Consider the following 25,090-nt stretch of genomic DNA (forward strand, 5'->3'; position numbering starts at 1 on the left):
GGTTTGCCTGTAGAGAGATAGGATTTACTGTCCGGCCAACCAGCACTATCATTTAGCGTGCAGCCCGCCAACGTATGTATCGATGCGGATCGCGCTGATTAACTCAAAACAGGACATTGCCGGGGTAAACATCCGTGACAACCTTCGAACTCTGCTAAGGGAGGGCGGTCCATGGCCGCTTGCAGATCACGAGCTCGCGTTCCACGAGATAGATGGGCGGCTGATCTATCAGGACCGGATCGACGAGACGATCGATGCAGACCTTATCATCTTCATCTCCCGGCACTCGAGTGTGCACCCGACTCCTGCTCTGACCGTGCACGTGACCGGCAACTACGAGACCGCCGACCTTGGAGGGGAGCCCGGGATGCTCGCGCCGGCAGCCCCCGCCTGGATGCATGCCGTCCTGCAAAACCTTGCCGCCAGGGCCCCGGAGGGCTACCGTGTCTCCTATGAGGTGACGCACCACGGCCCGACGGCGCTCGCGATACCGTCGTTCTTCGTCGAGATCGGCTCCACTGCCGCCGAGTGGGCCGATCCAATGGCCGGGAGAGCGGTTGCGGAGAGCATCCTCTCTGCGGCGCCCCTTGAGACGATCAACCTCCTCGGCTTTGGCGGGACCCACTACGCTGTGCGGCAGACGGAGATTGCCCTCTCCTCCCGGGGTGCTTTCGGTCATATTGTACCTACCCGTCAGATCGGTGCCATCAACCCCGAGAGCATCCGGAGGATGCAAGAGGCGAGTTCTGCTGTCGCTGCTTACGTCGACAGGAAATCACTTTCATCCGATGAGGCCGGGCGAATTGAACGGTTGCTCGACGCGACCAACCTGCCCATCCTTTCTGAGTCGGAGATCATCGAGGCCTCTCGCCTTGAATGGGCCACCTATCTTGCAGTACGCGCTCTCGCCAAAGATCTCGCCCCCGGATCACGCATTCATATCCATAATCTTACTGGACGGGGAAACCCTGTTCCGGTCCCCGTAATCCAGGAATTAGTTGAAGAAACCGTAAAATCCAATAAGGTTGAATTTCTTGAATCCCTTGACAAATTAAAGGTGGCTCATATCTCAAAAGGATCAAAAGAGGTCATATCAACGTTTATCGGCTTTGAAAATGAGTCCTCTCAACTCGCAAGGGATATAACTACCCTCTGCGTAAAACTCTTACTTATCTGTGAAGACGCTGCTATCGACGGTGATCACCTTGTCCTTCGGAAGGTGCGGTTCGATCCTGAAAAGGCGCGTAGACATGGGATCCCAAGAGGATCACTCTTTGCCAAGCTTGCCAACGGGGAAGCGGTTGAGATCGGGGGGCGAACGATCACACCTGATGCAGTGCAGACAACCAGCGTGAAGCGGATACATATTCCGGGATTGGAGGGGTATATATGAAGTCCATCGTAGAAGAAGCACTTTCACGGGCACGAGAGGAGCAACGTTTTGTTGAACCCACTGAGGTTGATAAGGAACTTGAAGATGTCCTTATGGAACTCCGGACCGAGATCGCAGTCGTCGGATGCGGAGGCGGAGGGTCGAATACGGTCACCCGAATGGCGGAGGAAGGCATCAATGGGGCGCGGCTGATCGCTCTCAACACCGATGCTCAGCACCTTATCCGAACCCGCGCGGATACCCGGATCCTTATCGGGAGGCAGAGAACTCGCGGTCTTGGTGCGGGTTCGATTCCCCAGGTCGGTGAGGAGGCGGCTCTTGAGAACGAAGACGATATCAAACGCGCTGTTGAGGGGTGCGATATGGTCTTCATCACCACGGGACTCGGGGGCGGCACCGGCACAGGCTCCGCACCCGTCGTCGCGAAAGCCGCCCGGGAGGAGGGTGCCCTGACCATCGCCGTCGTCACCCTGCCGTTCACGACCGAGGGTGCCATACGCGCCCAGAATGCCGAGGCAGGCCTTGAGCGGCTTCGGGAAGTGGCGGATACCGTCATCGTCGTCCCGAATGACCGCCTGCTTGAGGTCGTTCCCCGCCTCCCGCTCCACGCTGCCTTCAAGGTCTCGGACGAAGTGCTGATGCGGGCCGTCAAGGGCATCACCGAGCTCATCACGATGCCCGGGCTTGTCAACCTGGACTTCGCCGATGTCCGGACCGTCATGGAGCGCGGCGGCGTTGCGATGATCGGGATGGGCGAGAGTGACAGCGAGGATAAAGCCGCCGACTCGGTCAAGAAGGCGTTGCGTTCCCCACTGCTTGATGTGGATATCTCCGGGGCGAGCGCAGCACTCGTCAATGTTGTCGGTGGGCCGGATATGACGATGTATGAAGCGGAGGCCGTCATCCAGGAGGTCTACGACCGTATAGATCCCGATGCCCGCATCATCTGGGGTGCCCAGGTCGATCCTGATATGCAGGGCAAGATGCGGACACTGCTTGTCGTCACTGGAGTTCGGTCACCACAAATATATGGGAGGAATGAAAAGAGTACGCCACGAATGATGAAGGAGTTTGAGATCGACTTTCTGAAGTGAGCCGATATGATGGACTATAAGGAAAAATTCAACGAAGTAAAATCGATCAAGATCGAAGAGGAACTCTTCAAGAAGTACTGGCGCGTGCTGAAGCTTGCACGAACGCCGACCCGCGATGAGTTCTCCAAGATTGCGATCGTGGCGGCGGCCGGGATCATGCTCATCGGTCTTGTCGGCTTTATCATATACGAGATTATGCTGGTAATGCCCAAATGATGGATATGGCTGAGAGCACAAACCGGATATATGCAATAAAGACGACCGCAAAACAGGAACGGACCGTAGCCGACAACATCGAGAAGGTTATCCGGGACCAGAAGGATATCCATGTCGTGGCAGTTATGGCTCCCGAGGAACTGAGAGGATACGTCCTTGTGGAGAGCCCTGATTCCCTGGCCCGGATCGAGCAACTGATAGAGTTGATCCCCCATGCGCGTGCCGTGGTGCATGGCTCGACTGCCCTCTCGGAGGTTGAACATTTCCTGGTGCCGAAGCCGGTGGTCAGCGGCATCGCCGAGGGCACTATCGTCGAGATCATCGCCGGCCCCTTCAAGGGTGAGAAGGCGGTCGTAAAGAGGATCGATTCCGGGAAAGAAGAGATTACGGTCGAGTTATACGAGAGTATGGTCCCGATTCCGATCACGGTACGCGGGGACTCCGTCCGCATCGTAGAGCGGACGGAAGAGACGAGCTGAGAATATTCTCACTCTTTTTGGATGGCGGTAAGGCTCCTTGCGTTGCAGGTGCTGCCTAACCAGTTCTCTCGCCTTCGCGCATTCATGCTCCCTGATTGGCGGGGGAACCGGTGTGGAGCCGCCCGGCACTATATTTAAATTCTCTCACGATGACCTTAGATAACCCAGGCAACTATTCCTCCTGAGGAATAAGCTGGTGAATTTGTATGGCAGAAACGGTCGAGGTATTGGTACCCGGCGGCAAGGCAACAGCAGGTCCACCTCTCGGACCGGCGCTAGGACCTCTCGGTATCAACGTGAAGGCTGTCGTCGACGAGATCAACAAGAAAACAGCGGACTTCAACGGCATGCAGGTGCCGGTGACTGTCACGGTCGACGAGAAACGGAACTTCACGATTGAGGTGGGTATTCCGCCCACAACGGCACTCATTATGAAAGAGGCCGGTATCGCGAAGGGTTCTGCAGAGCCGGGTACTCAGGTGGCAGGAAACCTGCCGCTGGAGGCCGCCGTTCGTATCGCCCGTATGAAACTTGATGACATGCTCTCGTACGACCTGAAATCCGCTGTTAAAGAGGTTGTCGGTACGTGCGTGAGTGTTGGTGTCACCGTCGAGGGTATGAAGCCCCGCGAGATGATCCAGGCCATCAACGATGGAAAGTACGACGGCGTACTCGTCGAATAGATGTCAGACAACCATAGAAGATCGTGAGGTCGTGTACTATGGAGGCAAAGGATGGTTGACAGAACCACTATACAGGAAGCCGTAAAGACGGCACTGGAGAAGGCTCCGGAACGGAAGTTCAAGGAGAGTGTGGATATCACCGTCAACCTCAGGAATATCGATATGTCCCAGCCCAAGAATCGTATTGATGAGACGATTCTTCTCCCGAACGGTTTTGACAACGTCAAGATCGCCGTTCTCGGGAAGGGCGACATCACCACGCAGGCAAAAGAGGTGAATGTGGACCTCATCATCGGGCCTGAGGAGATTGAGCGGCTCGGGGGAGAACCCCGGGAAGCGCGAAAAGTGGCGGAGGAGTACCAGTTCTTCCTTGCTGAGACGGCAGTGATGCCTCTCGTCGGCCGGTACCTCGGTGTCAGGCTTGGTCCGCGCGGACGAATGCCGATGCCGATTCCGCAGGGAATGGATATCAGGCCCGTCGTCCAGCGGCTGAGAAGTTCCGTGAGGATCCGGACGAAGGACAAGAAAGTCTTCCATGCGAAGGTCGGATCGGCAAGCATGGACCCGGCAGCGATCGCCGAGAATATTGATGTGATCCTGCGACGGGTTGAGTCTGTCCTCGAGAGCGGGGCAATGAACATTCATTCGGTCTACGTGAAAACGACCATGGGGCCGGCAGTGAGGGTAATCTGATGGCACTCTATACGCACCACCTGCCCCGGTGGAAGAAGGAAGAGGTCGAGGCGATCAAGCGCGGCATCGAGGAGCACGCGCTTGTCGGTGTCGTGGACATGTACGGCATTCCGGCATCGCAGGTCCAGCAGATCCGGCGGAACCTCCGCGGGACCGCGACGGTGAAGATGGCCCGGAACACGCTGATCGAGCACGCCTTAAACGAGCTCGGCGGCAGCGTTGCGGCATTAAACGACTACGCCGAAGGCCAGAGCGCCCTGATCTTCACGAACGAGAATCCCTTCAAGCTCTTTAAGCAGCTGGAGAAGACCAAGACGAAGATGGCTGCAAAGCCTGGTGAGACCGCTCCTGAGGATATTGTTGTCCCGAAGGGTCCGACCAGCTTCAAGCCCGGTCCAATCGTCGGTGAGCTTCAGCAGGTGGGCATTCCCGCAGTCATTGAGGGCGGAAAAGTCAAGATCCGCGAGGAAAAGACTGTCGTGAAGAAGGGCGAGACCATCAATAAGAAGATTGCCGATGCGCTTCTCAAGCTCGGCATCAAGCCTATGGATGTCGGCCTCGTCCTGCAGGCTGCCTACTATCGGGGCACTATCTTTACACCGGATCTGCTCTCTATCGATGAAGAAGCCTACGCGAACAACATCGCACTTGCTGCCCAGCAGGCATTCAACCTCTCGGTCAACGCAGTCATCCCGACGTCGATTACCATCGGCGCGATCATTGGCAAGGCGGTCCAGGAAGCCCGGAACGTGGGTGTCGAGGCGAGCATCTACGAGAAAGATATCGTCGACCTGATCATCGGACGGGCACAGCGCGAGATGCTGGCCGTTGCGCTTGCTGCACAGAGCCACGGCTTCGAACTTGATGAAGCGACCCTGCAGGCAGCCTCCGCTGCGACTGCCGCAGCCCCTGCTGCGGTAGAGGCGCCGGCCGAGGCAAAGTCCGGGGAAGAGGAGAAGGAAGAGGAGAAGAAGGAAGAGGAGGAAGAGAGCGGCATGGCCGGTCTCGGCGCCCTCTTCGGCTAAACACTATTTCAAAAGAATGAGGTGAATCAACATGGAGTATATCTACGCTGCACTGCTCCTGCACAACGCAGGCAAAGAGATTACTGAAGAGAATGTGACTGCTGTCCTGAACGCGGCCGGTGTCGCCGTTGATGACGCCCGTGTGAAGGCCCTTGTCGCCGCACTCGAGGACGTGAACATCGAGGAGGCCATCAGCAAGGCCGCCGTTGCACCTGTCGCCGCTGCGCCCGCCGCAGCCGCTGCCCCTGCAGCCGCCGCACCCGCAGCCGAAGCAGAGGAGAAGAAAGAGGAGAAGAAGGAAGAGGAAGAAGAGAGCGGCATGGCCGGTCTCGGTGCCCTCTTCGGCTAAACCCTTTTTCTTTCGCCGGTGGGTGCTGGCGCTTTTGTGAATATCTCCCCTGATGGTTGCTCTTCTCAAGAATAGTTTTGCCTTGCTACAGTCTGTACAGAGGAGACGCTTACGGCTGTAAGGAGAGTATCGGATGGGCGGCTCCTCCCTGATATTCGAGGACAGGAGCCGGAGTGATCGCTTTAGCCAGAGTTTCTGCTCGGCTTACTTCTCAATACTCCCCCCGTAGACCACCTGCCCGAAGCTGATGCATCCGTCACCGAGGGGATAATCCCTGTTCATGACGAACTCGAGCCCGGCGGCAAGGATCTCAGCCCGGATCGTCTCTCTGATCGCCCGGTTGTAGGCTACCCCGCCCGAGAGGGCAACCCGCGGGATCCCACGCTCTTCTGCCGCATTGACGGCCATCGCGGCAACGCCTCTCGCGAGATTATACTGGATGGATGCGGCGATATCTTCGACCCGCTCCCCGGCACCGAACCGCCGGTAGGCCTCTGCGAGAATCGATCGGGTCGAGAGGACCTCACAGCCGTCTTTTCCGCGCAGGATGTTGTGTTCCCAGACCGATGGTTTTCCCGCGTAGGCTCTCGCCTCAAGTTTCATCGCCGGCTCTCCATCGTAGGTCCGCTCCCGGCAGATCCCAAGGAGTGCCGCTGCGGCGTCAAGAACCCGGCCGGTGCTGGAAGTACTCGCGACGTTTAAGCCCCGTTCGACCTGCCGTGCGAGAACCGCAAGTTCGATCTCGCTCCACCCTCTCGATGCGAGCAGGTCGCGGACCTCGTCTGTCGGCAGGATGCCGTAGAGCATCCGTTCGGGATACCGGGTGGCAAGATCGCCGCCCGGCATCGGGACGACCTCGAGGTGACCGACCCGGTCGAGGTTGGGTACCTGCCCGGCGAAGACCTCGCCGCCCCAGATTGTGCCGTCATCGCCATAGCCCACACCATCGATGGCGATCCCGATGCACTCCTCCCGGGTCGCCGCCGCTATGTGCGCCCGGTGGTGCTGGACTGCGAGGAGGTCCGCCCCGGTTGCCTCCGCAACCTCCCTCGCGTAGCGCGTTGAGAGGAACTGGGGATGGAGATCGTGAACGATCCAATCATACCGGGCGCCGACGAGCCCTCCGATCTTCTCTGCCGTCTCCTGCAGGTAGGCGAGGGTCTGGGGGTTTCTCACGTTTCCTACGTGGGGCGAGGTGATGCAGAATCCGTCCTTGTAGATGGAGATGTTTGCGTTCAGTTCCGGTCCGACACCGAGGATGCACGCATCACCGAGATCGATCGCCGCCCGTTTCGGGGCGAAGCCGCGGGAGAGGCGGATGATGTAACCGTCCCGTACAACGGAGTCGTCGCACCGGTTGACGATCTGCCGGTTGTGGGTGAGGATGTAATCGACCTCTCCCGAGAGTCGTTCAAGGGCGGTCGCAAGATCGGTGATCATCGGATAGCCCGGAAGGTTTGCGCTCGTCATGACGAGGAGCGGGTGAGCGAGGTTCGCAAAGAGGAGGTGGTGCAGCCCGGTGTAGGGGAGCATGCACCCGATGGTGTGGAGATCCGAGATCGCCTGGTGTGACGCGGGATCCCGCTTCTCAAGCACCACGATCGGCCGCTCCCGGGAGTGGAGGATCTTTCGCTCTTCCTCGGATACGACCGCGATCCGCTCCACCTCCTCTGGAGTCACCATCACTGCGAGGGGCTGCTCCGTTCGGCCCAGGCGGCGTTTCAACTCAGGAGCTGCCTCTTCGGTGCAGGCGATATGGAACCCCCCGATCCCACGGATGGCGACGATTGAACCGGCATCGAGGAGTTCTGCCGCTTTTTTGATGGGCTCCCCTTCTATCGGAGTCCCATCAATTCGCAGAAGGGCAAGGTGCGGTCCGCAGGCCGCACAGGCGATCGTCTGCGCATGGTGGCGCCGGCACGAGGGATCGGTATACTCGCGCTCGCAGGGGGGGCACATCGGGAACTCTATCATGGATGTCCGTTCCCGATCGTAGGGGATCGCATTGATGATGCTGTATCGCGGACCGCAGTTGACGCAGGATGTGGCCCAGTAACCCTCGTATCGCCCGCCCGGTGTGAGAATATCAGCGATACAGTCGTCACAGATGGCGACGTCTGGCGGGATGAAGCCCGAGAGACTTCCGGAGCCGCTCTCAAGAATCGTAAACGTATCGGGGGGGTCACCGCAAAGATTCCGGACATCTATAGAATCTATGTGAGATAATGGCGTTCCCCGTGAAACAGCCTCCAGAAATTCCTCAAACCGGTCACCGAACGCGCGGATCTCCACCTCGCTCCCGAGATTTTTGACGGTCCCCTTGATCCCGTATTCTCGGGCCTTTGCGTAGACAAAGGGGCGAAATCCAACCCCCTGGACGATGCCCCGGATGATGATAGTGCCACATGTACGCATTGAAATTTCAGCAAAAATTTATGGAGTTATACAACGATATAGTAATAGGGTATCGCATTGACAGGACATATTAAGATTCTTAACGATCCGGTTGAACTGGTTCCTCTTCTAATAACATTCAATAATGCGGACTATAAAAAGATCTACGATCTCTTAAACAAGGCCTGGCTGACCGAGGAGGAACTGGGGGCGTATGTTGATGCCTCGGTGGTGACTGAGTGCCTCTCCATTCTCAAGAAAGGAAACCTGATCGAAGAGCAGTGGCGGATGCCCAAGCCCGGCCAGAAGCCGATGAAGGAATACCGGACGACATACAGCAAATTCAGGGCAAATTTTCAGTGTTCCATGGGGGATATCGGAGACCTGCTGCACATCGCCATCTCTAACGACGAGAGCCTTCGTGCGATCGTGGATTCGGTTGAGCAGGAGATCTCGGCAGGGACTACCTCGATCGGCGATATATCTAGAAAATATGGAGTCAGTCCGATCTTCATCAAGGGGCTGGCGAAGAGGATCCCCAGTCTCGATGTGAAAGGGCAGGGAATGGTGTTGCTTGACCGGCCTCAGTGAAGATCCCCTTTACGTCATCCTGCGCAGTAAACGAGAGGCGACGCGGTTCCAGATCCTGGTGGAGATTGCGGAGCACCAGCCGGCCATTCGCCAGCAGGAGATCGCCGAGAAACTTGGTGTGACACCCCAGGCAGTCTCCGAGTACATCCGGGAGCTGGTGGATGAAGGGCTCGTCACCGCTCATGGCCGAGGTCGATACGAGGTGACGAAGAGCGGGATCGAGTGGGTCCTGCGGCACGCCGAGGCTCTTGAATCGTACGCCCGCCACGTCAACCGCGACATCATTCAGCAGGTGGCAGTCTGGACAGCCATCGCCCGCGAGGAGATCCGGAAGGGGGACAGAGTCGGTGTCTTCATGCAGGACGGCTGGCTCTATGCGGCGAAAGAGGAGCGGAGCGCCACCGGGATCGCGACGATGGATGCCCAGCCCGGTGAGGATCTCGGCGTTGCTCAGTTAAACGGCATCATCGATCATGAGGAGGGGCTCATCCATGTCTGCAAAGTGCCGCGAGTGGAGCTCGGCGGATCCAGGAAGGTCCGCACGGATCTCCTCAGGGATGTCATCCGCAACGCCGAGGTCGTGGCCGCTGTCGGCCTCGAGTCGTATGTGGCTCTCAAGAAGGCAGACATCGAGCCGGATATGTTCTTTGGCTCCCGCGAGGGTGTCATAGAGGCGGCGTTCCATGGCCGTGAGTGCGCAATCCTTATTGTTGATGAGGAGTTTACTGATTTTCTCAAGCGACTGGAGACGGTGGGGCTCGCCTACACGATCCACGACCTGATCGCACCATGAAGGTTATCGTCCAGCCCCAGAAAGGCACGTACAAACTGTTGTTCGTTGAGAGCGGGCATGTTCAGGGTTCCGGGTTCGTCGATCTGACCAAAACCCCGAAGGGTCATCGCCCGAAGAACTTCAAGATGCGCAGGCGGGGCAAACAACTCAAGCCCACTCCCACCCGTGAGCTCATCACGATGCTGCGCCGGTCGTCAGTCCTCCTTGCGGCGGAGAGCCCGGAGTTTGAGTCGTTCCTGGCCGATCTGCAGATCCCGTCGTCGCGGATTGATATCTGCCGGTTCTGCCAGCTCGAAGACCGGTTCGTCCCCGTCGATAAAGCAACCGGGGTCCGGTACGGCGGGGAGTGGATCTGTATGGACTGCGCAAAACGCGAGATGCGCCGGGAACTCGGTTATCTTGGGAGGTTTGGCGGTTCGGTGCTCGTCCACCTCGAAAAACTTCTCGCCCAGGTTCGGGATCTTGACCGGGTGCTGGCATCCATCGGGCCGGATCACCCTGACCGGCAGCGGACCCTCTTTGACCGGCTGGAGGCGCATGTGGTCCAAAAGACCGCCCATGTCACAGAGCTCGCGCTGCCCCCCGCGTTCACAAAGGCTGCCGGGGTTGAGTACCTGATGCCCGTCCAGCAGCTCGCTGTCCAGGGGGGGCTTCTCGAGGGCCAGCATCTCCTCGTCGTCTCTGCAACAGCGAGCGGTAAGACCTTCATCGGGGAGATGGCCGGGATGAAGAACTTCCTCGAAGGCCGTGGAAGGATGCTCTTCCTGGTTCCGCTTGTCGCGCTTGCCAACCAGAAATACCAGCGGTTCCGCGACCGCTACGGCCACCTTGTCCGGGTTTCCCTCCAGGTGGGGGTGAGCCGCCTCAATCTCCCCGAGACCCGGCCGGCAGGGGACCGGGATCTCAACGCTCCTGTCGTGGTGGGGACCTACGAGGGAATCGACCACGCTCTCCGGACCGGGAGGCCGCTCAAAGATATCGGGACCGTCGTCATCGACGAGGTCCAGACGCTCGAGGACCCCGAGCGTGGGCACCGCCTCGACGGGTTGATTGCCCGGCTCAAGTACATCGCTCCCGATGCTCAGTTCCTCTACCTCTCTGCTACAATCGGTGCTCCCGGGCTGCTTGCCGAGAAACTCCGGGCAAACCTCATTCGATACGCAGATCGTCCCGTCCCGCTCGAGCGGCATCTCATCTTCCTTGAGCGGTCCAAGAAGATCTCGTTCATCAAGCAGATGGTTGCCGAGGAGTACAAGATGCGGTCGTCGAAAGGCTACCGGGGCCAGACGATCGTCTTCACCAACTCCCGGGCCCGGTGCCATGTCATTGCCGACGCCCTTGGAAAGATGGCTGCTCCGTATCACGCGGGACTGACCTCTCAGGAGCGTCGGGACGTGGAGCAACGGTTTGCGAACGGCGAGATCGCTGCCGTGGTCACTACGGCAGCGCTTGCCGCCGGCGTCGATTTTCCGGCCTCTCAGGTGATCTTTGACGCCCTTGCGATGGGCATCCAGTGGCTCAGCGTTCAGGAGTTTCACCAGATGATGGGCCGGGCGGGCCGGCCGGACTTCCACGACCTCGGCCGGGTGGTCATCCTGGCTGAGCCGGGAGGGTCATACTCCCGGACTTCCGGAAAGACCGAGGAAGAGGTTGCCATCGGTCTTTTGCGGGGTGAGATGGAGGAGGTTGCACCCGAGTATGATATGGAGCAGAGCACGGAAGAGTTCGTTGCAAACGCCGTTGTCTGCGGCGGCGACGAACAGGAGATCATCCGGATGAACCACACGATGGTCGGGACGCTGGAGCCGGCCCTCCCCACCCTTCTCGACTACGGGCTGGTTCGACGGCGGGCGGGCCGGATCGAGCTCACCGATATGGCCCGGGTGATGGCGGAGCACTTCATCGGTGCCGAGCGCCTGATAGAGATCAGGGATCTCGTCCGGCAGGTGGACGATGCGGCCGAGATCGTCGCAGAACTCGAGTGCGCCGAGGAGGAGGTGACGCCGTAAGGTGATTCTCCCCGCCAAGACCCGGAGTGGATGAGGTCATCCTATCCGGGGCTTTCTTTACCGACGTCCTGACGAGCACTCTTCTGCATCATCACCGCAAAGACAACGGTTGCGAGAAGGCTTATTGCCCCGCTGACATAAAAGACAGCGTCGATGCTTATAAAGTCCATAAAGATGCCTCCGATGAGCGGAGCGAGGATCATGCCTATCCCGAAGGTTGTGTTGTAAGCGCCCATCGAGGTCCCCATCCCGATGGTCCGGCCTGCATCGACAGTCAGGGCCATGATCGACGGCTGCTGGATGGCACCCCCGACGCCGATGATCGCGGTGATCACGAGCAACGACCAGAACGACCTGGAGAGCGGGATTACGGCAAGCGCCACTGCCGCTACCGCGGACCCGATGACGATCAGGGCCACTTTGTTCCCTTTATCGGTTATCCTCCCTATCGGCACCTGGAGGAACGCCATCAGGAAGGTGTTCACAGAGAGGATGATCCCCACTTCAGACGGGCTGATCGCGACCAGCGGCGCGAAGACGGGAATGAAGACCATCATCCCACCGCGGCCGAGAGCGCTGATGAGGGTGAAGATCAGGACTCCTCTCATCACCGGGAGCCCAAAGATCTCCCGCGCGGGGGCGGTCTCTCTGCTCTGGGGAGCAAACCTCCCCGGTCTCGCCTCTGGAAGGGAGACGGCGACGAGGAGCGTGGCGAACGCCGAGAGCGCGGCCATGACGTAGAAGACCGACGCCATGCCGAACCCATCGTTCAAGAATCCGCCGAGCAGCGGTCCCATCCCGAGACCGAGGAACATCGATATGGAGAAGTTCCCCATATGGCTTCCCTCCTTGCCCTTTTCCGAGAGGTCGGCGATATAAGCCATGGCTATCGGGACAACCATCGCGGACGCAATCCCGTGAGCGAAACGGACGGCCGTGAGGGAGTAGACGTTATCGACGATGAGGTAAGCGAGTGAGAAGACGGCGTACGCGAACATGCCGATGAGGATGATCCACTTCCTCCCCCGTCGATCGGAGATCCGTCCGATGATGGGCATGAAGACCGACCGGGAGAGCGCGAAGGCCGAGAAGATGATTCCGAGCCATATGCCGGTCGCACCCAGGTTCTCTGCATAAATGGGGAGCAGCGGGCTGACGACACCCAGCCCTAGCATGGTGGCGAAGACGGAGATGAATAAGACGTTGTATATTCGTTTGGCTGTATTCATGCAGATGACACCAGATTGAAGATCAAAGCCGCAGAACCTGGACCGCGGCTGATGCGTCACAATTGCGGGAAAAAGGGTAGGGGATACTCCGACTTATATATTGGCCAGACTATCTGCCGATATCAAGTTCGTCTTGCGACGCAACACCATCGGTCGTAGATGGGATCCCGCTGGTTCTCGAAGACTTCGACCTCTCGCCCCTGCCCGGTGCACCACTCTCGAACCCGGGCTGCTTCGGCCTCTGTGCCGAGCGTGATCAGTGTTTCATCGGTGAGGGAGAGGAGCTCGGTGACGATCGGCTTCCAGAGGTCGGTATTGTAGGTATAGATCTCTCCGGCCATGAACGCGGCACCGAGCGGCACTGGTGCAATGTAGCGGGAAGCCGCCCGGGCATCGATGCACATGGTGTCTTCCGGCACGAGGCGACCTTTCGAGAGGCCGAGCGCGAGGAGCGCGGGGTCGTTGTCGTAGGCGAGTGTGCGTATCCCTTCCGCCTGAAGGGCCGTAGAACCGACACCCGACCCACAACAACAGTCGAGGCAGAGGGTTCCGGCGCGATTGCCCCATACCTCTCTCGTAAGATCCCGGATCATCTCTATCCGGTCGGAACGCAGGTCTTCAAGAGCCGGCGTGGTGGCTGCCAGAAGTTCTGCACAGTAGTACGCGCGGACCGCCGAGAGCCACGCCTCCCGGCTCTCCTGGTAGATATCGCCGCCGACGGCCTCGAAGCACTCAACGGCGGCAAGAGTCGGATCCCGAAAGAGGAACGATGCTGCTTGCCAGCCCCCGTCGTCGTGCAGCGCGAGCGCAAGGGGATCCTCGTTCTCGTCCACGAGAAGCCGGGCCTCGTCCGGTCTTCCCTGGAGCAGCAACGTCGTGTAAATGTCTTCTGTCAGTTCCGCAAACGACGGTTCAACCAGCCGGCACCCGTCGACCTCAAGAATCTCTGCAATCCTCATGCTGCTCACCTCTCAATCTTCAGTCCTCCCGGCGCCCGGATGACCCCATCCACACGGGCATCCTCGTGCAGGGTGAGGCACCGGCAGGATATGTTTCCGAGGATGTGCCCGCCCTGCTCGATAGTCACATCGCCGTCGCTCTGGATCTCACCGTGAATGACCGAACCTCGTGCGATGCTCGCGCCCTCCCGCACATGCAGGCTTCCAAAGATCGTCGTCTCCTCCCGGACCGCGATCGAGGCGGCGCGGATGTTTCCGTGCAGCCGGCATCCAGATCCGACGATCATCTTCTCCGGGACCGAGAACGTCTGCATATCGAGGATGGCACCGGTCGGGATCATCAGCGGGGTGGCGGCGGGGTTCTCCTCCTCACCAAAGAGTTTCTGGAGGACGGAGTCGAGTTCGTCCTCCCTCTCGATCCCGAGGACGGCCACCAGGTACATCACGATGTAGATGATGACCGGCATGGGGTTGCGGATGGATATCCAGCCCTTTGCCTCGAACCCGCGCTCAATCTGGACGTTATCCCCGATATCGAGGTCGCCTTTGACGACGAGTTTGCCCTGGATCTTCACTCCCTCGCCAAGGTAGGCGTCTCCCTCCACGACGACATCCCCGCCGATCTCGCACCAGTTGTCTATCCGGACGTCGCCGGTGGCAAGAATGTTGCCGTTGATCTTGCAGAACTCACAGACCACGACCTCGTTGCCCTGAAGACCGTAATCGATCCGCGACCGCTCACCGATGACGATATCCCGATCGGTCTTGAGCGTTCGCTCCTGGAGTTCAGTCTTATCCGGGAGTGTGCATGCCCTGATCCAGTCGCGCTCTTCGGTCGATCCCATTTAACCTGGTATAATCTTCATGCGCCATACTTATGACTCTTATTAATTAGATCCAGGACTATCGGCATGAGATCGAGGCCACGGATGCGGTGGAGGCCTCCTTCGGCGCACGAGATCTCATCGAACCGGGTGTTCCGATCCACCCTGACCCCGGGTCCTCTGATGACGACCGGCACGGGATCGGCGCTGTGATCCTTTATCGAGCACGGTGTGCTGTGATCGGCGCAGATGACGAGCAGGGTATCTGGGAGATCAAGCAGCGGTTCGAGTGCTGCATCGATAACCTCGATGAAGTCGCGTTTCTGGATGCCTTTCCCATCATGACCGGCCTCGTCCGCTCCTTTGATGTTCATCAGGACGAAGTCTTTCCGTTCAAGCTCACCGAGTGCCGCCTTCACTTTGGCGTTGAGATCGGAGTTGACCGACCCGGTCGTTCCGGGCACCGGGATATGTTCGAGCCCCACGACCTTCCCGATCCCGGTAATAAGCGTCGCGGCGGAGATGACGCTCCCGGAAAGACCATAGCGCTCCGAAAATTGCGGGAACTTGCCCATCTTTCCGGCGCCCCGGATCAGGAGGAGGTTTGCGGGCGGGAGCCCCTCTTCCATCCGTTTGATATTCAGCGGGTGATCGTAGAGGACCTTCGATGACTGCCGGATAAACTCGTTGCAGGCTTCGGCAGTCTTCTTATCCGCCGGATCATCGGTGCAGGGCTTGACGGCCGGCGGTTTCACCCCCTCCTTCTTTGGGTCGTTCGAGGAGACCTTATCCCCGAGCCCAACTCCTGAAAGGGCGAGGGCTGCACGGTGGCCGGCACCCGACTCGAACCTGAACTCGACGCCAAGCGCCGAGAGGTCGACTTCCTCCCGGATGGCCTCTGCAAGCGGCGCGGTCCCGGAGATCCGCCCTGCCCGGCGGTCGGTGATGAGGCCGTTTTCGTCGACCGTGGCGAAGTTGCACCGAAACCCGATCATCCCGGCGGTCATGTGGATCCCGGTTCCCTCGGCCTCGAGCGGCCCACGGCCGGTGTAGTACTCCTGCGGCGGGTAACCGAGCAGGGCAAGGTGAGAGGTATCGGAGCCAGGGCGGATCCCCGGGGCAACGGAGTCCATGATCCCGCAGATCCCTTCGGCTGCGATCCGATCGAGGACCGGAGTCTTTGCAGCCTCAAGCGGCGTCAATCCGTTCAACGCATCACAGGGACGGTCGGATACCCCGTCCAGCACCACAAATAACACTTTGTGAGCAATCATCGGAAACAGGTGAGATCGCGAACCTGATTACTCTTCCCGGTGAGCAGAGATGGTACTGCTCACCGGGCCGCATCGACCATTCTCTGCAGCGCAAGACACCTCTTCGCAAGAGCGTCCCCGCGCCTGTAGCATTCCTCCTCACAGCCGAGCATGATGAGGATATTGGTCGTCTCGATCATATCGGCCGAGAGGCACCGGATCTCCACTGCGATATCGTCACCGATGATCGCCTCCACGTCGCACACGGCATCGTGGATCTGATGCGAGTGCCGGTCAAGCAGCGCGTTTGCCGCGAGCATGCTGGTCCCGCCGCTCGCGCCGCTCCGAAAAGTTGTCCACTCCCGGTAAAACTGAACGAGCATTCCTCTGATAACCCCATGGGCTATCCTCTGCTGTTTCTCTGGGTGATCCTGGTTTGGGATAACCTGATCACTTGACCGCGTCTCTGTAGCCTGCTCTTTGACCGTCACCATCTTCACCTCCCTGGACGCCTTTGTGCGGGGGTATACCCGGTCATAGAGTATATACTCTTTGTATCGATCCAACATCGCGACGGGGAGAAGAGCAACGTTGGTGCGGATAGAAAAATGGGGGGAGCAGCCGCCCTTATACAGTTGCGATCTGCTCGAGTTTGGACTTGGTGATCTCGACCCGGCGGATCGGGTAAATCTCCTTTGCGACCTTGAAGATATCGCGGGCCATATCCCCGGAGACGATATCCTTGACCAGGGTCTCAAAGTCGCTCTCCGCCGCACGGGCGGTGAGGGCCTGCGAGATTGCCTGCCGCACGGCGTGGACCTGGCTCTGATCGGCCCTCGAGAGGGTGAGACAGACGACGGTCACCCGGAGCAGTTTGCCGTCCTTGCTGATGATCGGGTGGATGGTGTCAATGCGGGATGCCCGCCGCTTCACCATCGACCGGAGGTAGTCCCGGGTCACTTCATGCCCGACGAACTCGGTGTATGCGGCATCGCCGGCAACGTTGTTGATCTTGAACTTCATCTTGATGTGGGACTTTGAGTAGTCCTGCACAATCTCACCGAGTGTTGCGGTCATAACCCGGCCGATCATGTTCTCGGGATCGGCAGAGATGGTATCGCCGATCTCAACTTTACCGAAGCTGTCGGGCACAAAGACACGGTACCACTTCTTGGCCTTCCAGCCTTCAACTCTTCTTCCAACCTGTTTCTTCTTTGCCATGGTATCACTTCCTTCTGATTTTCTCGCTCCTCAGTCCCGATGGGTTAGCATCATCACTCCCGAGGTTCTCCCGCCGTTTCGAAGCGCAGGTGCATACCTCCTCCGCTATCGCCAGGTTCATGAGGTAGTCGTCCACCGAGGCGGTGATCGATCGGAGTTTGGTTCCATCGATCTCGGCCCGAACCCCTCCCTCAATCGGGTAGGTTCTGATCAGGGTAAGGTTATCGGGCTCGAGCGCTGCTGCGACGCACTGGGGATGCCTGTGCGGCGTCTCGATGAAACCTTCGATTCGGATCATGCGGGCACCGCCTCCAGGAGACCCTGCTTAAACTTCTCTACCTGATCGGCAGCGATATTGGCCCCGGCTCTCCGGTGATGCCCACCGCCCTGGCCACCGCATTCTTCAGCGAGCCTCCGCATCAGTGCTTCGAGGTCGAGGTCGATCCCCGGAGGGCAGCGCGCTGATATATGGCACTGTCCCTCCCTCTCTCCGATGACAAAGACGGGACCGCTCTGGGTGAGGTCGTTTGCGAGCGCATCCGCGACGTCGCTTGTCACCGTTCCATCGTCCACCTCAAAGAGAGCAAGACGCTCGTCAAGGCGGCGCGCCCTCTGGATGCTGGAGATGACCGCCTGTCGATAGCGGACGGCGATCTCCCAGGCTTCCTGGAGCGCGTGGGTCGAACGGAGGCAGAGTGATGCGCCGATGTCGCCGCATCCCGTCTTGCCGCATGCATCGACGACGGCGGCAAGGTTCATGGCCTCGTCGATCACTTCCCGCCCGAGGCTGTAGGTGGTACCCCAGAGCCCGCAGAGTGCGGAGAGCGATGCCTGCGGAGCGGTTGCAAGGACGATCCGGGAGAGGAGGGTCTCATAGTCAACGTCGTCTTCGTCTGTGACCTGCGCGACCAGTGTGCGGGCGGTCTCGGGAGTGCCTGAGAGCCCGTCGAGGTAGGGGTTGAGGGCGAGCGCGAGTTGCTCCACCAGGCCCCTCCCCGCGAGGCGGAGGCCCCGGTTGGGCGTGATGAACCCGTTTGCGATGCCTTCATTCACGATCTCCCGATTCGGCCCTTCAATCTCCTGACCGTCGCCGAGGATCCCGAGAAGCGCAAGCCCCGCGAGGTCGCGGTTGTCTCCCATGCGCTGTGCGACAAGGTATGCTGCGCCGGCTGCCGAGAGGTTCCGATCGCCGTCGATTCCCTCGAGACGCGGGTTGACGTGGTACTCGCCCTCGAAGTGGGGCATATGGTGGTCCACCACCATCACGTCGCTGGAGAGATCCGGGAGTGCTGATCCGAAGTCGCAGAGAAGTACGCTGCTGTCGCGCGGCACGTCCGCCGTGGTGATGACCGGGCGGATCCTCAGCCGGAACTGCATGCCCTTGCGGTACATGGCGTGGCAGAGGATGGACGCGGCGGCTATACCGTCCGCATCGTGGTGCGCCAGCACCTCCACAAACTCCTGCTTTAGCAGGTGATCGGCGAGTTCTGCAACAGCAACGTCAAGCGACATGGATCATCAGCGCGATAGCAGGATCTCAGCAGTCTCCGGTCTGTAGGTCCAGTCTTTCGGCAGCCGTCCGGACTTGGTGTAGTACTTGACCAGTCTGCGCACCTTGGACTCCGCGACCTGGAGCTGGCGCGCGTTGAGCTTGTCTTTTTTGTTCTCCGCCAGGTGTTTCCTCATCCTGAGCGCTTTCCGCATCAGGTCTCTGAGATCTTCGGGGATCTCCGATTCGAGACCTTTTTCGCGGAGGATCTCCGTTATCCGCTTGCCCGTGGCGAGTTTGACATCAGGGACGGCATATCTGTCCCGCAGCACGAGGCCGATCTGGCTGGCCGAGAGGCCGTCTTTGCGAAGATCGATGATGATCTTCTCGATCTCCGCTGTATCCGTGTTGGACCACTCGGGAGTTTCCTTCCGGTAGGGTCGGACGGAACCGCTGGTTCCGCGGCGCCGAGCATACATTCTTGCCATTCATACACCTCCGTTAGATACGCTATGTTAAGTCCAGAAAAGAGTCTTTTACTGACTAATCTCTGTAATCCCAAGCCCGAGAGGGCAGTGCTTTCGGGAGCACGTCGGACTTACCATAGCCAGCACATGCAAGTGCTGCATCATGTTTACCGGGAGGAATCTTAAGGGTATCGAAAGCGCGCGGATCCTGGATGGAGAATCGGTTTGCGGCTCCCGTCGTGCGAGCGGCCGTGTCCCGGTCGCCCGGGGGGAGGGGGTCCGCCGTCACGCTCGCATCCCGCTTGCGGCGGGAGCCGAATCTTTATTATCTCTCCGGTTAACATGTAATGATACCGGAGCGATAGTAGTCTAGCGGTAGGACAGGGGCTTCCCAAGCCTCTAGCCCGGGTTCGATTCCCGGCTATCGCATTGGTTTTTCCGTCTCTTTTCTCGGTTCCATTCTATCCTGACGGTCATCGGCATTCCCGTTGCCGTGTATACGCTGTATCGAGTCCTGGACGTAGCGGCGTGAACGCGGCCGAGATTGTGGCGGGATGGGGCCGTTTCTATGCGGGCAGATTCTCCAATTCTTGCGTCACCTCCGGCACCACCTCAAACCGGCAGTGGTCGAACCCCATCGCGTAGCATCGGGTCTCAATCGCCGCCGTCGGCCGCCCGTAGTGGCGGGTGAAGAGCGCACGGAGGATTCCGGAGTCGAAGGCGCATGCGGGTTTTCCGGTTACGGGGAGATCGGCGCACTCGAAGCAGTCGTAGACCAGGAGCGTGAGCGGTCCGGTTCCCGCGACTTCGACTCGGCCAAGGCGATGCTCCTCCCAGAACCTGGCGATGTTGGTGCAGAACGCTTCCGTATCGGGGCCGGCAACCGCCGGGTAGAGTTCCTCTCCTATCCGCTCCCCGGCCCGGGTGAGCAGCGGGTCGAGGAGGACTCCCTCCTGCATGAGCGCGACCCGTATCGTCCGGAAGGCCAGCCGGTAGAACGTATAGGGGTCACTGGATCCGGGCCGGTACGTGCCTGCGTAGGCGGTGATCTCATCATCCAGACGATCTTGTGGCGAGACGCTAGCGACGAGGCCACCGGTGAGGTGGAAGATCTTTCTCCGGGCGTCCTCCGGATCGACCCGGGACCCGACCACGCCCGCCGCGACAAGGTCGCGGAGGTGCACCGAGATCGTTGATTTGGCCCGCCCGGCTAGATCGACGATCTCTTCAAACGTATGCTCCCGTTCCCTGAGTGCCGCAAGAATCGCCCGCCGTACCGGGTTTTCGACAGCCCGCGTTCCTCCGGGTGTCGAGTAGAGATCTATCTCCCGGTTCGGTCTCGGCCGCCCGGCTTTGCCTCTGCGGGTGATCTCACTTTCCATGGAATAAGATCGAAAGGAAGATATATCAAATGTTCGGATACAATAGAACGTTCGTATATTGTAGAACTATATGAGGGATAAAAATGATAGCCAAAGAACTTGCCCCCGGTGTCCACTGGGTCGGGGCGATCGACTGGAATCTTAGAGAGTACCATGGATACACGCTCCCGGGAACGACCTATAACGCCTACCTCGTTCAGGGTGAGAAGACTGCGCTGATCGACGGCGCCTACGGCGGGTTCGAGGAGGAGGTCCTCGGCCGCATTAAGTCCATCTGCGACCCCGCTACGATCGACTACATCATCGTGAACCACATCGAGATGGACCACTCCGGCACCCTGCCCGAGTTCGTGCGGCGGATGCCCGATGTCCCGATCTACTGCACGGAACGGGCGAAAGAGGGTCTCGCCCGCCACTACGATACGACCGGCTGGAACATCCGGGTCGTGAAGACCGGGGATACTCTTGATCTCGGCGGGAAGACGCTCACGTTCCTTGAGGCGCCGATGCTCCACTGGCCCGACTCGATGTTCACCTACCTCGCGGAGGACGCCATCCTCTTCCCGAACGATGCCTTCGGCCAACATGTCGCAAGTGCCGCCCGGTTCGACGATGAACTCGGAAGAGACGTGGCGCTGGCCCACGCGCAGAAGTTCTTTGCGAACCTGATCATACCGCTTGCGCCGAAGGTCTTGAAGAAACTCGACGAGGTCGGCGCTCTCGGGATCGATATCAAGATGATCGCACCGAGCCACGGGGTCATCTGGCGGACATATGCCGGCGATATCCTCAAGGCCTATACCGACTGGAGCCGTGGCGTCTCAAAGGACAAGGTCACGATCGTCTACGATACCATGCACGGCTCGACGGGCATGATGGCGAAGGCTATAGCCGAGGGCGTCATGGCAGAGGGCGTCGACGTCCGGGTCTGCCTCCTCCGCGACGGCCGCCACGAGGGAACGCACCGAAGCGACGTCGTCACCGAGGTGCTCGACTCAAAGGCGGTCCTCATCGGGTCCCCGACGCTCCAGGACGAGGTCCTTCCCACGGTGGCGGGTTTCCTGAGTTACCTCCGGGGGCTGCGGCCGGGCCGTCTCGGGACAAAGAAGATCGGGTGCGCGTTCGGGTCGCACGGCGGTATGGGCGGTGCGGTTGCCCAAGCGAACGAGCTCCTGAAGGCTGCCGGGATTGAGGTGATCGAAGGCGGGTTCCAGGTGAACTACCGCCCGGATGCCGACGAACTCGCCCGGGCTTACGAGTTTGGACGAAGCGTGGCACGAAAGGTTCGGTCACGGTGACGCCCCTTCAAAACTAAAGCCTGTACGTCCGGATCCAGGACGATAGTCGCCCTTTTTGGGCGGCATACCTCTTTTAGACCCGATCATGCCGGTGCGGGAGAGCCGTGATTGTCCGGCTCCTCTTCACATCCATCTTCGGGGTGGATACGCTTTTTACCCCTGGTAACACTCTCCCTCGCATGATCCTTCTGTTCGGGATCGTGGGCCGGGGAGCCCCCGGCCTTGAGCCGGGGCTGTTGGCCGGGATGGTTGATTGAGAGGGGAGACGTGACTGGCATGAAGAACCGGTTCTGGATCGTCCTCTCGCTTCTGATCAGCGGCGCTGCCCTCGCAATCCTGCTTGCGGTGACCCTCACACCCGAGACGCGGGCTTACCTCGGGGAGGCAAGCATCACCGCCATTCTCATCGCTCTCGGGCTCCGTGCGGCGGCAATCCTCTGTCGCGTGGCGCGGATCCAGGTCCTCTGCCGCGGTCTCGGCTACACGGTGCCGTTTGGGAGCCTCACGACCATCCAGCTCCTCTCGCTCTTCGCCGGCTCGATCACTCCCGGACAGGTGGGCGGTGAACCCGTCAGGATCCACCGGCTCTCGCGCACCGGGCTCTCTCTCGGGGATGCCGTTGCCGTCGCCGTCGCGGAGAGGGTGCTCGACCTTGTTGTCTTTATCTCTCTCACCCTTGTGGCACTTTCCCTCCTTCAGCACCTCTGGGGCTATCTTGCCGCAACCGTCCTCTATCCTGTGGCGGTCTTCCTGCTCATCGTGCTTGGTCTTTTGCTGGGCCTCATCGCCCTTACCCGCCGGCCGGCGCTTGCGAAGCGGGTAATGGGCGGTATTGCCACCCGGGTGATCGATCGGTGCAGCCGGAGTCGGCGCTGGCTCCGGTTCTGTCCCGGGGCGGAGGGTGCAGAACCGCTCACCGAACGGATCGACCGCGAGACCGAGGCGTTCATCGCAGGCTCATCCCGATTTGCACGGGCCGGCCGGCGGGCGGTCGGCGGAGCACTCGTGCTCACGTTCCTCGAATGGGTTCTCTACTTCTCCGTCGCATCGGCCCTGCTGGTTGCTCTCGGGCTGCCGCCTTCTCTTCTGGAATCGCTCCTTTTCCAGGTAATTCTTCAGATGGTCGCCATCATTCCGCTTTTACCGGGATCGGCCGGAGTTGCAGAGTTCGGTGCCGCAACGCTCTATAGCCAGTTCGTACCCGCCTATCTTCTCGGCATCTTCGTTCTTCTCTGGCGTCTCTTCCTCTACTACCTCAATATACCCCTTGGGCTTCTTGCGGGCGTCGTTACCGCGAGGGGGGAGACCGGTTCCAGCCGTATTGAAAACCTATAACCCTTTATGAGACTAAGATCTATCGATTAACGTAGAATATGAACGAATTTTTCTGGCTTAGCGGACGATTTAAAAGCGTACGCTTCTCCAGCGGGGAGGATCATGATCACCGATACCGATATGTATGCCCTAAGCATCATCACTGAGAATCGGGCTGGCGTGCTGCGCGATGTGGCTACGGTTCTTGCGGACTATCAGGCCAACATCCAGATGATCCAGCAGTCTATCATCACCACCGGCCCAAAGACCGGGAAGGCCTACCTCTACTTTGAGTTTGAGGAATGCGGGAATCATGGAGACCTTATCGCCGATCTTACAAAGATCCCGTCCGTCATTGACGTCACGTTCTACCCGCCGTTCTCCCGGATATTTGGGTCACGGGTGATCATCATCGGCGGAGGTGCGCAGGTGGCACAGGTGGCGATGGGCGCCGTGAACGAGGCGGACCGCCATAACATCCGGGGTGAGCGGATATCGGTCGACACAATCCCCCTCGTCGGGGAACAGAACCTCGCGCTCGCCGTGGATGCGGTGGCCCGGCTCCCCCGGGCCTCGATCCTGGTGCTTGCGGGGTCGCTGATGGGCGGTGAGGTCTCGCGAGCCGTGGATCGGGTGAGGGCGGCAGGTATCCCGGTGATCGCCCTCAAGATGGCTGGCAGCGTCCCCGAGCATGCCGACCTGGTCGTGACCGATCCCATCCAGGCCGGGGTCTTTGCCGTGATGCACGTCAGCAGCAAAGGGGTCTTTGATATCAACCGTGTGCGGGGTCGTGAGTTCTGATGGAGCCGACGATCGATATGGCTGTGCGGGTCTTGCAGCGGGATGGGCTCGTTGTCTACCCGACAGAGACGGTCTATGGCCTCGGGGCGGATGCACTCTCCGAGGATGCAGTGATGCGGGTCTATGAGGCCAAGAACCGGCCGCTTGGAAAACCGATCTCGGTTGCGGTCTCGGATATGGAGATGCTCCGTGCCGTCGCGGTGGTAGACGACGCCGCCCGGGCTTTCATCGACAGGTTCCTGCCCGGACCGGTCACGGTGATCCTCCCGGCGAAGTCCTGCCTTCCAGAGACTCTCACGGGCGGAAGCGGTCTTATCGGCATTCGGTGGCCCAACCACCCGATCGCGCTTGAAATAATCTCCCGGCTTGACTCCCCCATCACCGCTACCAGCGCGAACCTCTCCGGCGAGGCCCCGCCGACCCGGCCGGAAGATGTCTCCGTTCCCCACGACTACCTGGTCGACGGTGGCGAGCTCCCGGGCACGCCGAGCACGGTGGCGGATCTCTCCAGTCGGCGCATCCTGCGGAAGGGCACCGAATGGGAAGAGGTGGAAGCGTTTCTGGAGGCCCTGTAACCCATGAATACGATACGGCTTCGCGATTTTATCGAGGACCGCGAGGGTTGCCTCTATGCGGTCTCAAACTACGACAACTCCGACCGGGTAGGCTGTATTCTCCGTTACGTCCCCGATACGGAGGGGGAGCGGGTGAGCCGCACCACCGGAAGGCGCTACCGGAAATACGATTTTTCCGAGGCATTCGCCTGGATCAGGGAGCATAAACCGGAGTACCTGGATTCAGTCCACCGGGTGCCGCACAGCGACGTAGTCCGGGTCTATAAACCGGAGGAGGAGATCGGGAAAGTGGCTGCCCGGAACGATCGGGTAAGGAGACTCCTCTCACACTTCAGCCTCCCGGCTGGCTCGTTCGGGTGCACGGGTTCGCTCCTCTGCGGCCTTGAGAACGCCGCCTCCGATATCGATATGGTGGTCTACGGCGACGCCTGGTTTACCGCCCAGCGCCAGCTCCGGCACCTGGTGGCGGCGGGGGTGATCCCCGCGATGAGCGAGGGGATGTGGCGGAAGGTCTACGATAAAAGGGTCCCGGAGATCTCGTTTGACGCGTTCGTCCTGC

26 protein-coding genes, 1 tRNA gene and 1 pseudogene are annotated in these 25,090 nt (G+C 59.8%); 17 read left to right on the plus strand and 11 right to left on the minus strand.

Features of this window, described 5'->3' with window-relative positions; genetic code table 11:
* Positions 1–82: 82 nt before the first annotated feature.
* The 8 genes from ACI94_RS00810 to rpl12p all read left to right on the plus strand — a co-directional run bounded on the left by ACI94_RS00810 (position 83) and on the right by rpl12p (position 5,932).
* Positions 83–1,393, plus strand: coding sequence for a D-aminoacyl-tRNA deacylase (locus ACI94_RS00810; RefSeq protein WP_066957633.1), 1,311 nt, complete (start codon positions 83–85; stop codon positions 1,391–1,393).
* On the plus strand, positions 1,390–2,487 hold the full coding sequence (gene ftsZ, locus ACI94_RS00815) for a cell division protein FtsZ (RefSeq protein ID WP_286680981.1): 1,098 nt from the start codon (positions 1,390–1,392) through the stop codon (positions 2,485–2,487). The genes ACI94_RS00810 and ftsZ overlap by 4 nt, the downstream gene beginning before the upstream one ends.
* A 6-nt stretch (positions 2,488–2,493) precedes the next feature.
* On the plus strand, positions 2,494–2,703 hold the full coding sequence (locus ACI94_RS00820) for a protein translocase SEC61 complex subunit gamma (protein WP_066957629.1): 210 nt from the start codon (positions 2,494–2,496) through the stop codon (positions 2,701–2,703).
* Positions 2,704–2,708: 5 nt separating this feature from the next.
* The gene (locus tag ACI94_RS00825) at positions 2,709–3,182 is read left to right on the plus strand and encodes a transcription elongation factor Spt5 (RefSeq protein ID WP_273258859.1); all 474 of its coding nucleotides are present in this window, start codon (positions 2,709–2,711) and stop codon (positions 3,180–3,182) included.
* A gap of 206 nt (positions 3,183–3,388) precedes the next feature.
* Entirely contained in the window at positions 3,389–3,865 is a 477-nt protein-coding gene (locus tag ACI94_RS00830) for a 50S ribosomal protein L11 (RefSeq protein WP_066957627.1), read from the plus strand.
* 51 nt (positions 3,866–3,916) lie between these two features.
* Positions 3,917–4,558: a 50S ribosomal protein L1 gene (locus ACI94_RS00835; RefSeq protein WP_066957625.1), complete on the plus strand. Its 642-nt coding sequence runs from the start codon at positions 3,917–3,919 to the stop codon at positions 4,556–4,558.
* Complete coding sequence (locus tag ACI94_RS00840; RefSeq protein ID WP_066957623.1) at positions 4,558–5,583, plus strand: 50S ribosomal protein L10; 1,026 nt, start codon at positions 4,558–4,560, stop codon at positions 5,581–5,583. The genes ACI94_RS00835 and ACI94_RS00840 overlap by 1 nt, the downstream gene beginning before the upstream one ends.
* Before the next feature lie 31 nt (positions 5,584–5,614).
* Positions 5,615–5,932: a 50S ribosomal protein P1 gene (gene rpl12p / locus ACI94_RS00845; RefSeq protein ID WP_066957621.1), complete on the plus strand. Its 318-nt coding sequence runs from the start codon at positions 5,615–5,617 to the stop codon at positions 5,930–5,932.
* Between the two features lie 204 nt (positions 5,933–6,136).
* Here rpl12p and hypF read toward each other — a convergent pair whose 3' ends face one another.
* Positions 6,137–8,347: a carbamoyltransferase HypF gene (gene hypF / locus ACI94_RS00850; RefSeq protein ID WP_066957619.1), complete on the minus strand. Its 2,211-nt coding sequence runs from the start codon at positions 8,345–8,347 to the stop codon at positions 6,137–6,139.
* A 57-nt stretch (positions 8,348–8,404) separates the two neighbouring features.
* Here hypF and ACI94_RS00855 point away from each other — a divergent pair, with 57 nt between their 5' ends.
* The 3 genes from ACI94_RS00855 to ACI94_RS00865 are packed head-to-tail and all read left to right on the plus strand — an operon-like array spanning position 8,405 to position 11,719.
* The gene (locus tag ACI94_RS00855; RefSeq protein ID WP_066957617.1) at positions 8,405–8,917 is read left to right on the plus strand and encodes an ArsR family transcriptional regulator; all 513 of its coding nucleotides are present in this window, start codon (positions 8,405–8,407) and stop codon (positions 8,915–8,917) included.
* Positions 8,901–9,710, plus strand: coding sequence for a winged helix-turn-helix transcriptional regulator (locus ACI94_RS00860; protein ID WP_273259237.1), 810 nt, complete (start codon positions 8,901–8,903; stop codon positions 9,708–9,710). Before ACI94_RS00855 ends, ACI94_RS00860 begins: the two co-directional genes overlap by 17 nt.
* Positions 9,707–11,719, plus strand: coding sequence for a DEAD/DEAH box helicase (locus ACI94_RS00865; RefSeq protein WP_066957613.1), 2,013 nt, complete (start codon positions 9,707–9,709; stop codon positions 11,717–11,719). Before ACI94_RS00860 ends, ACI94_RS00865 begins: the two co-directional genes overlap by 4 nt.
* Positions 11,720–11,760: 41 nt before the next feature.
* Here the strand turns inward: ACI94_RS00865 and ACI94_RS00870 are convergent, their stop codons facing one another.
* The 9 genes from ACI94_RS00870 to ACI94_RS00910 all read right to left on the minus strand — a co-directional run bounded on the left by ACI94_RS00870 (position 11,761) and on the right by ACI94_RS00910 (position 19,182).
* Positions 11,761–12,948, minus strand: a complete 1,188-nt coding sequence (locus tag ACI94_RS00870; RefSeq protein ID WP_273259236.1) for an MFS transporter — start codon at positions 12,946–12,948, stop codon at positions 11,761–11,763.
* 122 nt (positions 12,949–13,070) lie between these two features.
* Positions 13,071–13,907: a hypothetical protein gene (locus tag ACI94_RS00875; RefSeq protein WP_066957609.1), complete on the minus strand. Its 837-nt coding sequence runs from the start codon at positions 13,905–13,907 to the stop codon at positions 13,071–13,073.
* Positions 13,908–13,912: 5 nt separating this feature from the next.
* Complete coding sequence (locus ACI94_RS00880; RefSeq protein ID WP_066957607.1) at positions 13,913–14,752, minus strand: polymer-forming cytoskeletal protein; 840 nt, start codon at positions 14,750–14,752, stop codon at positions 13,913–13,915.
* 17 nt (positions 14,753–14,769) lie between these two features.
* Entirely contained in the window at positions 14,770–16,005 is a 1,236-nt protein-coding gene (locus tag ACI94_RS00885; protein ID WP_066957605.1) for a 2,3-bisphosphoglycerate-independent phosphoglycerate mutase, read from the minus strand.
* A 59-nt stretch (positions 16,006–16,064) separates the two neighbouring features.
* Positions 16,065–16,553, minus strand: coding sequence for a hypothetical protein (locus ACI94_RS00890; protein ID WP_150468710.1), 489 nt, complete (start codon positions 16,551–16,553; stop codon positions 16,065–16,067).
* Between the two features lie 58 nt (positions 16,554–16,611).
* Entirely contained in the window at positions 16,612–17,205 is a 594-nt protein-coding gene (locus ACI94_RS00895; RefSeq protein WP_066957601.1) for a 30S ribosomal protein S3ae, read from the minus strand.
* A gap of 4 nt (positions 17,206–17,209) precedes the next feature.
* The gene (locus ACI94_RS00900; RefSeq protein ID WP_066957599.1) at positions 17,210–17,503 is read right to left on the minus strand and encodes a KEOPS complex subunit Pcc1; all 294 of its coding nucleotides are present in this window, start codon (positions 17,501–17,503) and stop codon (positions 17,210–17,212) included.
* The gene (locus ACI94_RS00905; RefSeq protein ID WP_066957596.1) at positions 17,500–18,717 is read right to left on the minus strand and encodes a DHHA1 domain-containing protein; all 1,218 of its coding nucleotides are present in this window, start codon (positions 18,715–18,717) and stop codon (positions 17,500–17,502) included. The genes ACI94_RS00900 and ACI94_RS00905 overlap by 4 nt, the downstream gene beginning before the upstream one ends.
* A gap of 6 nt (positions 18,718–18,723) precedes the next feature.
* The gene (locus ACI94_RS00910) at positions 18,724–19,182 is read right to left on the minus strand and encodes a 30S ribosomal protein S15 (protein WP_066957594.1); all 459 of its coding nucleotides are present in this window, start codon (positions 19,180–19,182) and stop codon (positions 18,724–18,726) included.
* A 337-nt stretch (positions 19,183–19,519) separates the two neighbouring features.
* On the opposite strand from ACI94_RS00910, the gene ACI94_RS00915 reads away from it, so the two are divergent.
* Positions 19,520–19,590: transfer RNA gene (locus tag ACI94_RS00915), tRNA-Gly, on the plus strand.
* Between the two features lie 137 nt (positions 19,591–19,727).
* Here the strand turns inward: ACI94_RS00915 and ACI94_RS00920 are convergent.
* Complete coding sequence (locus ACI94_RS00920) at positions 19,728–20,543, minus strand: V4R domain-containing protein (protein WP_273259235.1); 816 nt, start codon at positions 20,541–20,543, stop codon at positions 19,728–19,730.
* 83 nt (positions 20,544–20,626) lie between these two features.
* Between ACI94_RS00920 and ACI94_RS00925 the strand changes: the two genes are divergently transcribed.
* The 5 genes and pseudogenes from ACI94_RS00925 to ACI94_RS00945 all read left to right on the plus strand — a co-directional run.
* The gene (locus ACI94_RS00925; protein WP_286680982.1) at positions 20,627–21,841 is read left to right on the plus strand and encodes an FprA family A-type flavoprotein; all 1,215 of its coding nucleotides are present in this window, start codon (positions 20,627–20,629) and stop codon (positions 21,839–21,841) included.
* Positions 21,842–22,117: 276 nt separating this feature from the next.
* Positions 22,118–23,176 (plus strand): flippase-like domain-containing protein, encoded by a 1,059-nt coding sequence (locus tag ACI94_RS00930; RefSeq protein ID WP_066957588.1) that lies wholly within the window; start codon positions 22,118–22,120, stop codon positions 23,174–23,176.
* Between the two features lie 102 nt (positions 23,177–23,278).
* Positions 23,279–23,956, plus strand: a complete 678-nt coding sequence (locus ACI94_RS00935; protein ID WP_066957586.1) for a DUF5612 domain-containing protein — start codon at positions 23,279–23,281, stop codon at positions 23,954–23,956.
* Complete coding sequence (locus ACI94_RS00940) at positions 23,956–24,531, plus strand: L-threonylcarbamoyladenylate synthase (RefSeq protein WP_066957584.1); 576 nt, start codon at positions 23,956–23,958, stop codon at positions 24,529–24,531. The genes ACI94_RS00935 and ACI94_RS00940 overlap by 1 nt, the downstream gene beginning before the upstream one ends.
* 3 nt (positions 24,532–24,534) lie before the next feature.
* Positions 24,535–25,090, plus strand: a pseudogene (locus ACI94_RS00945) (DNA polymerase subunit beta); the annotation flags it as partial.

The sequence above is a fragment of the Methanoculleus sp. DTU007 genome, assembly GCF_001512385.1.
In the GTDB taxonomy this organism is placed as follows: domain Archaea; phylum Halobacteriota; class Methanomicrobia; order Methanomicrobiales; family Methanoculleaceae; genus Methanoculleus; species Methanoculleus thermophilus.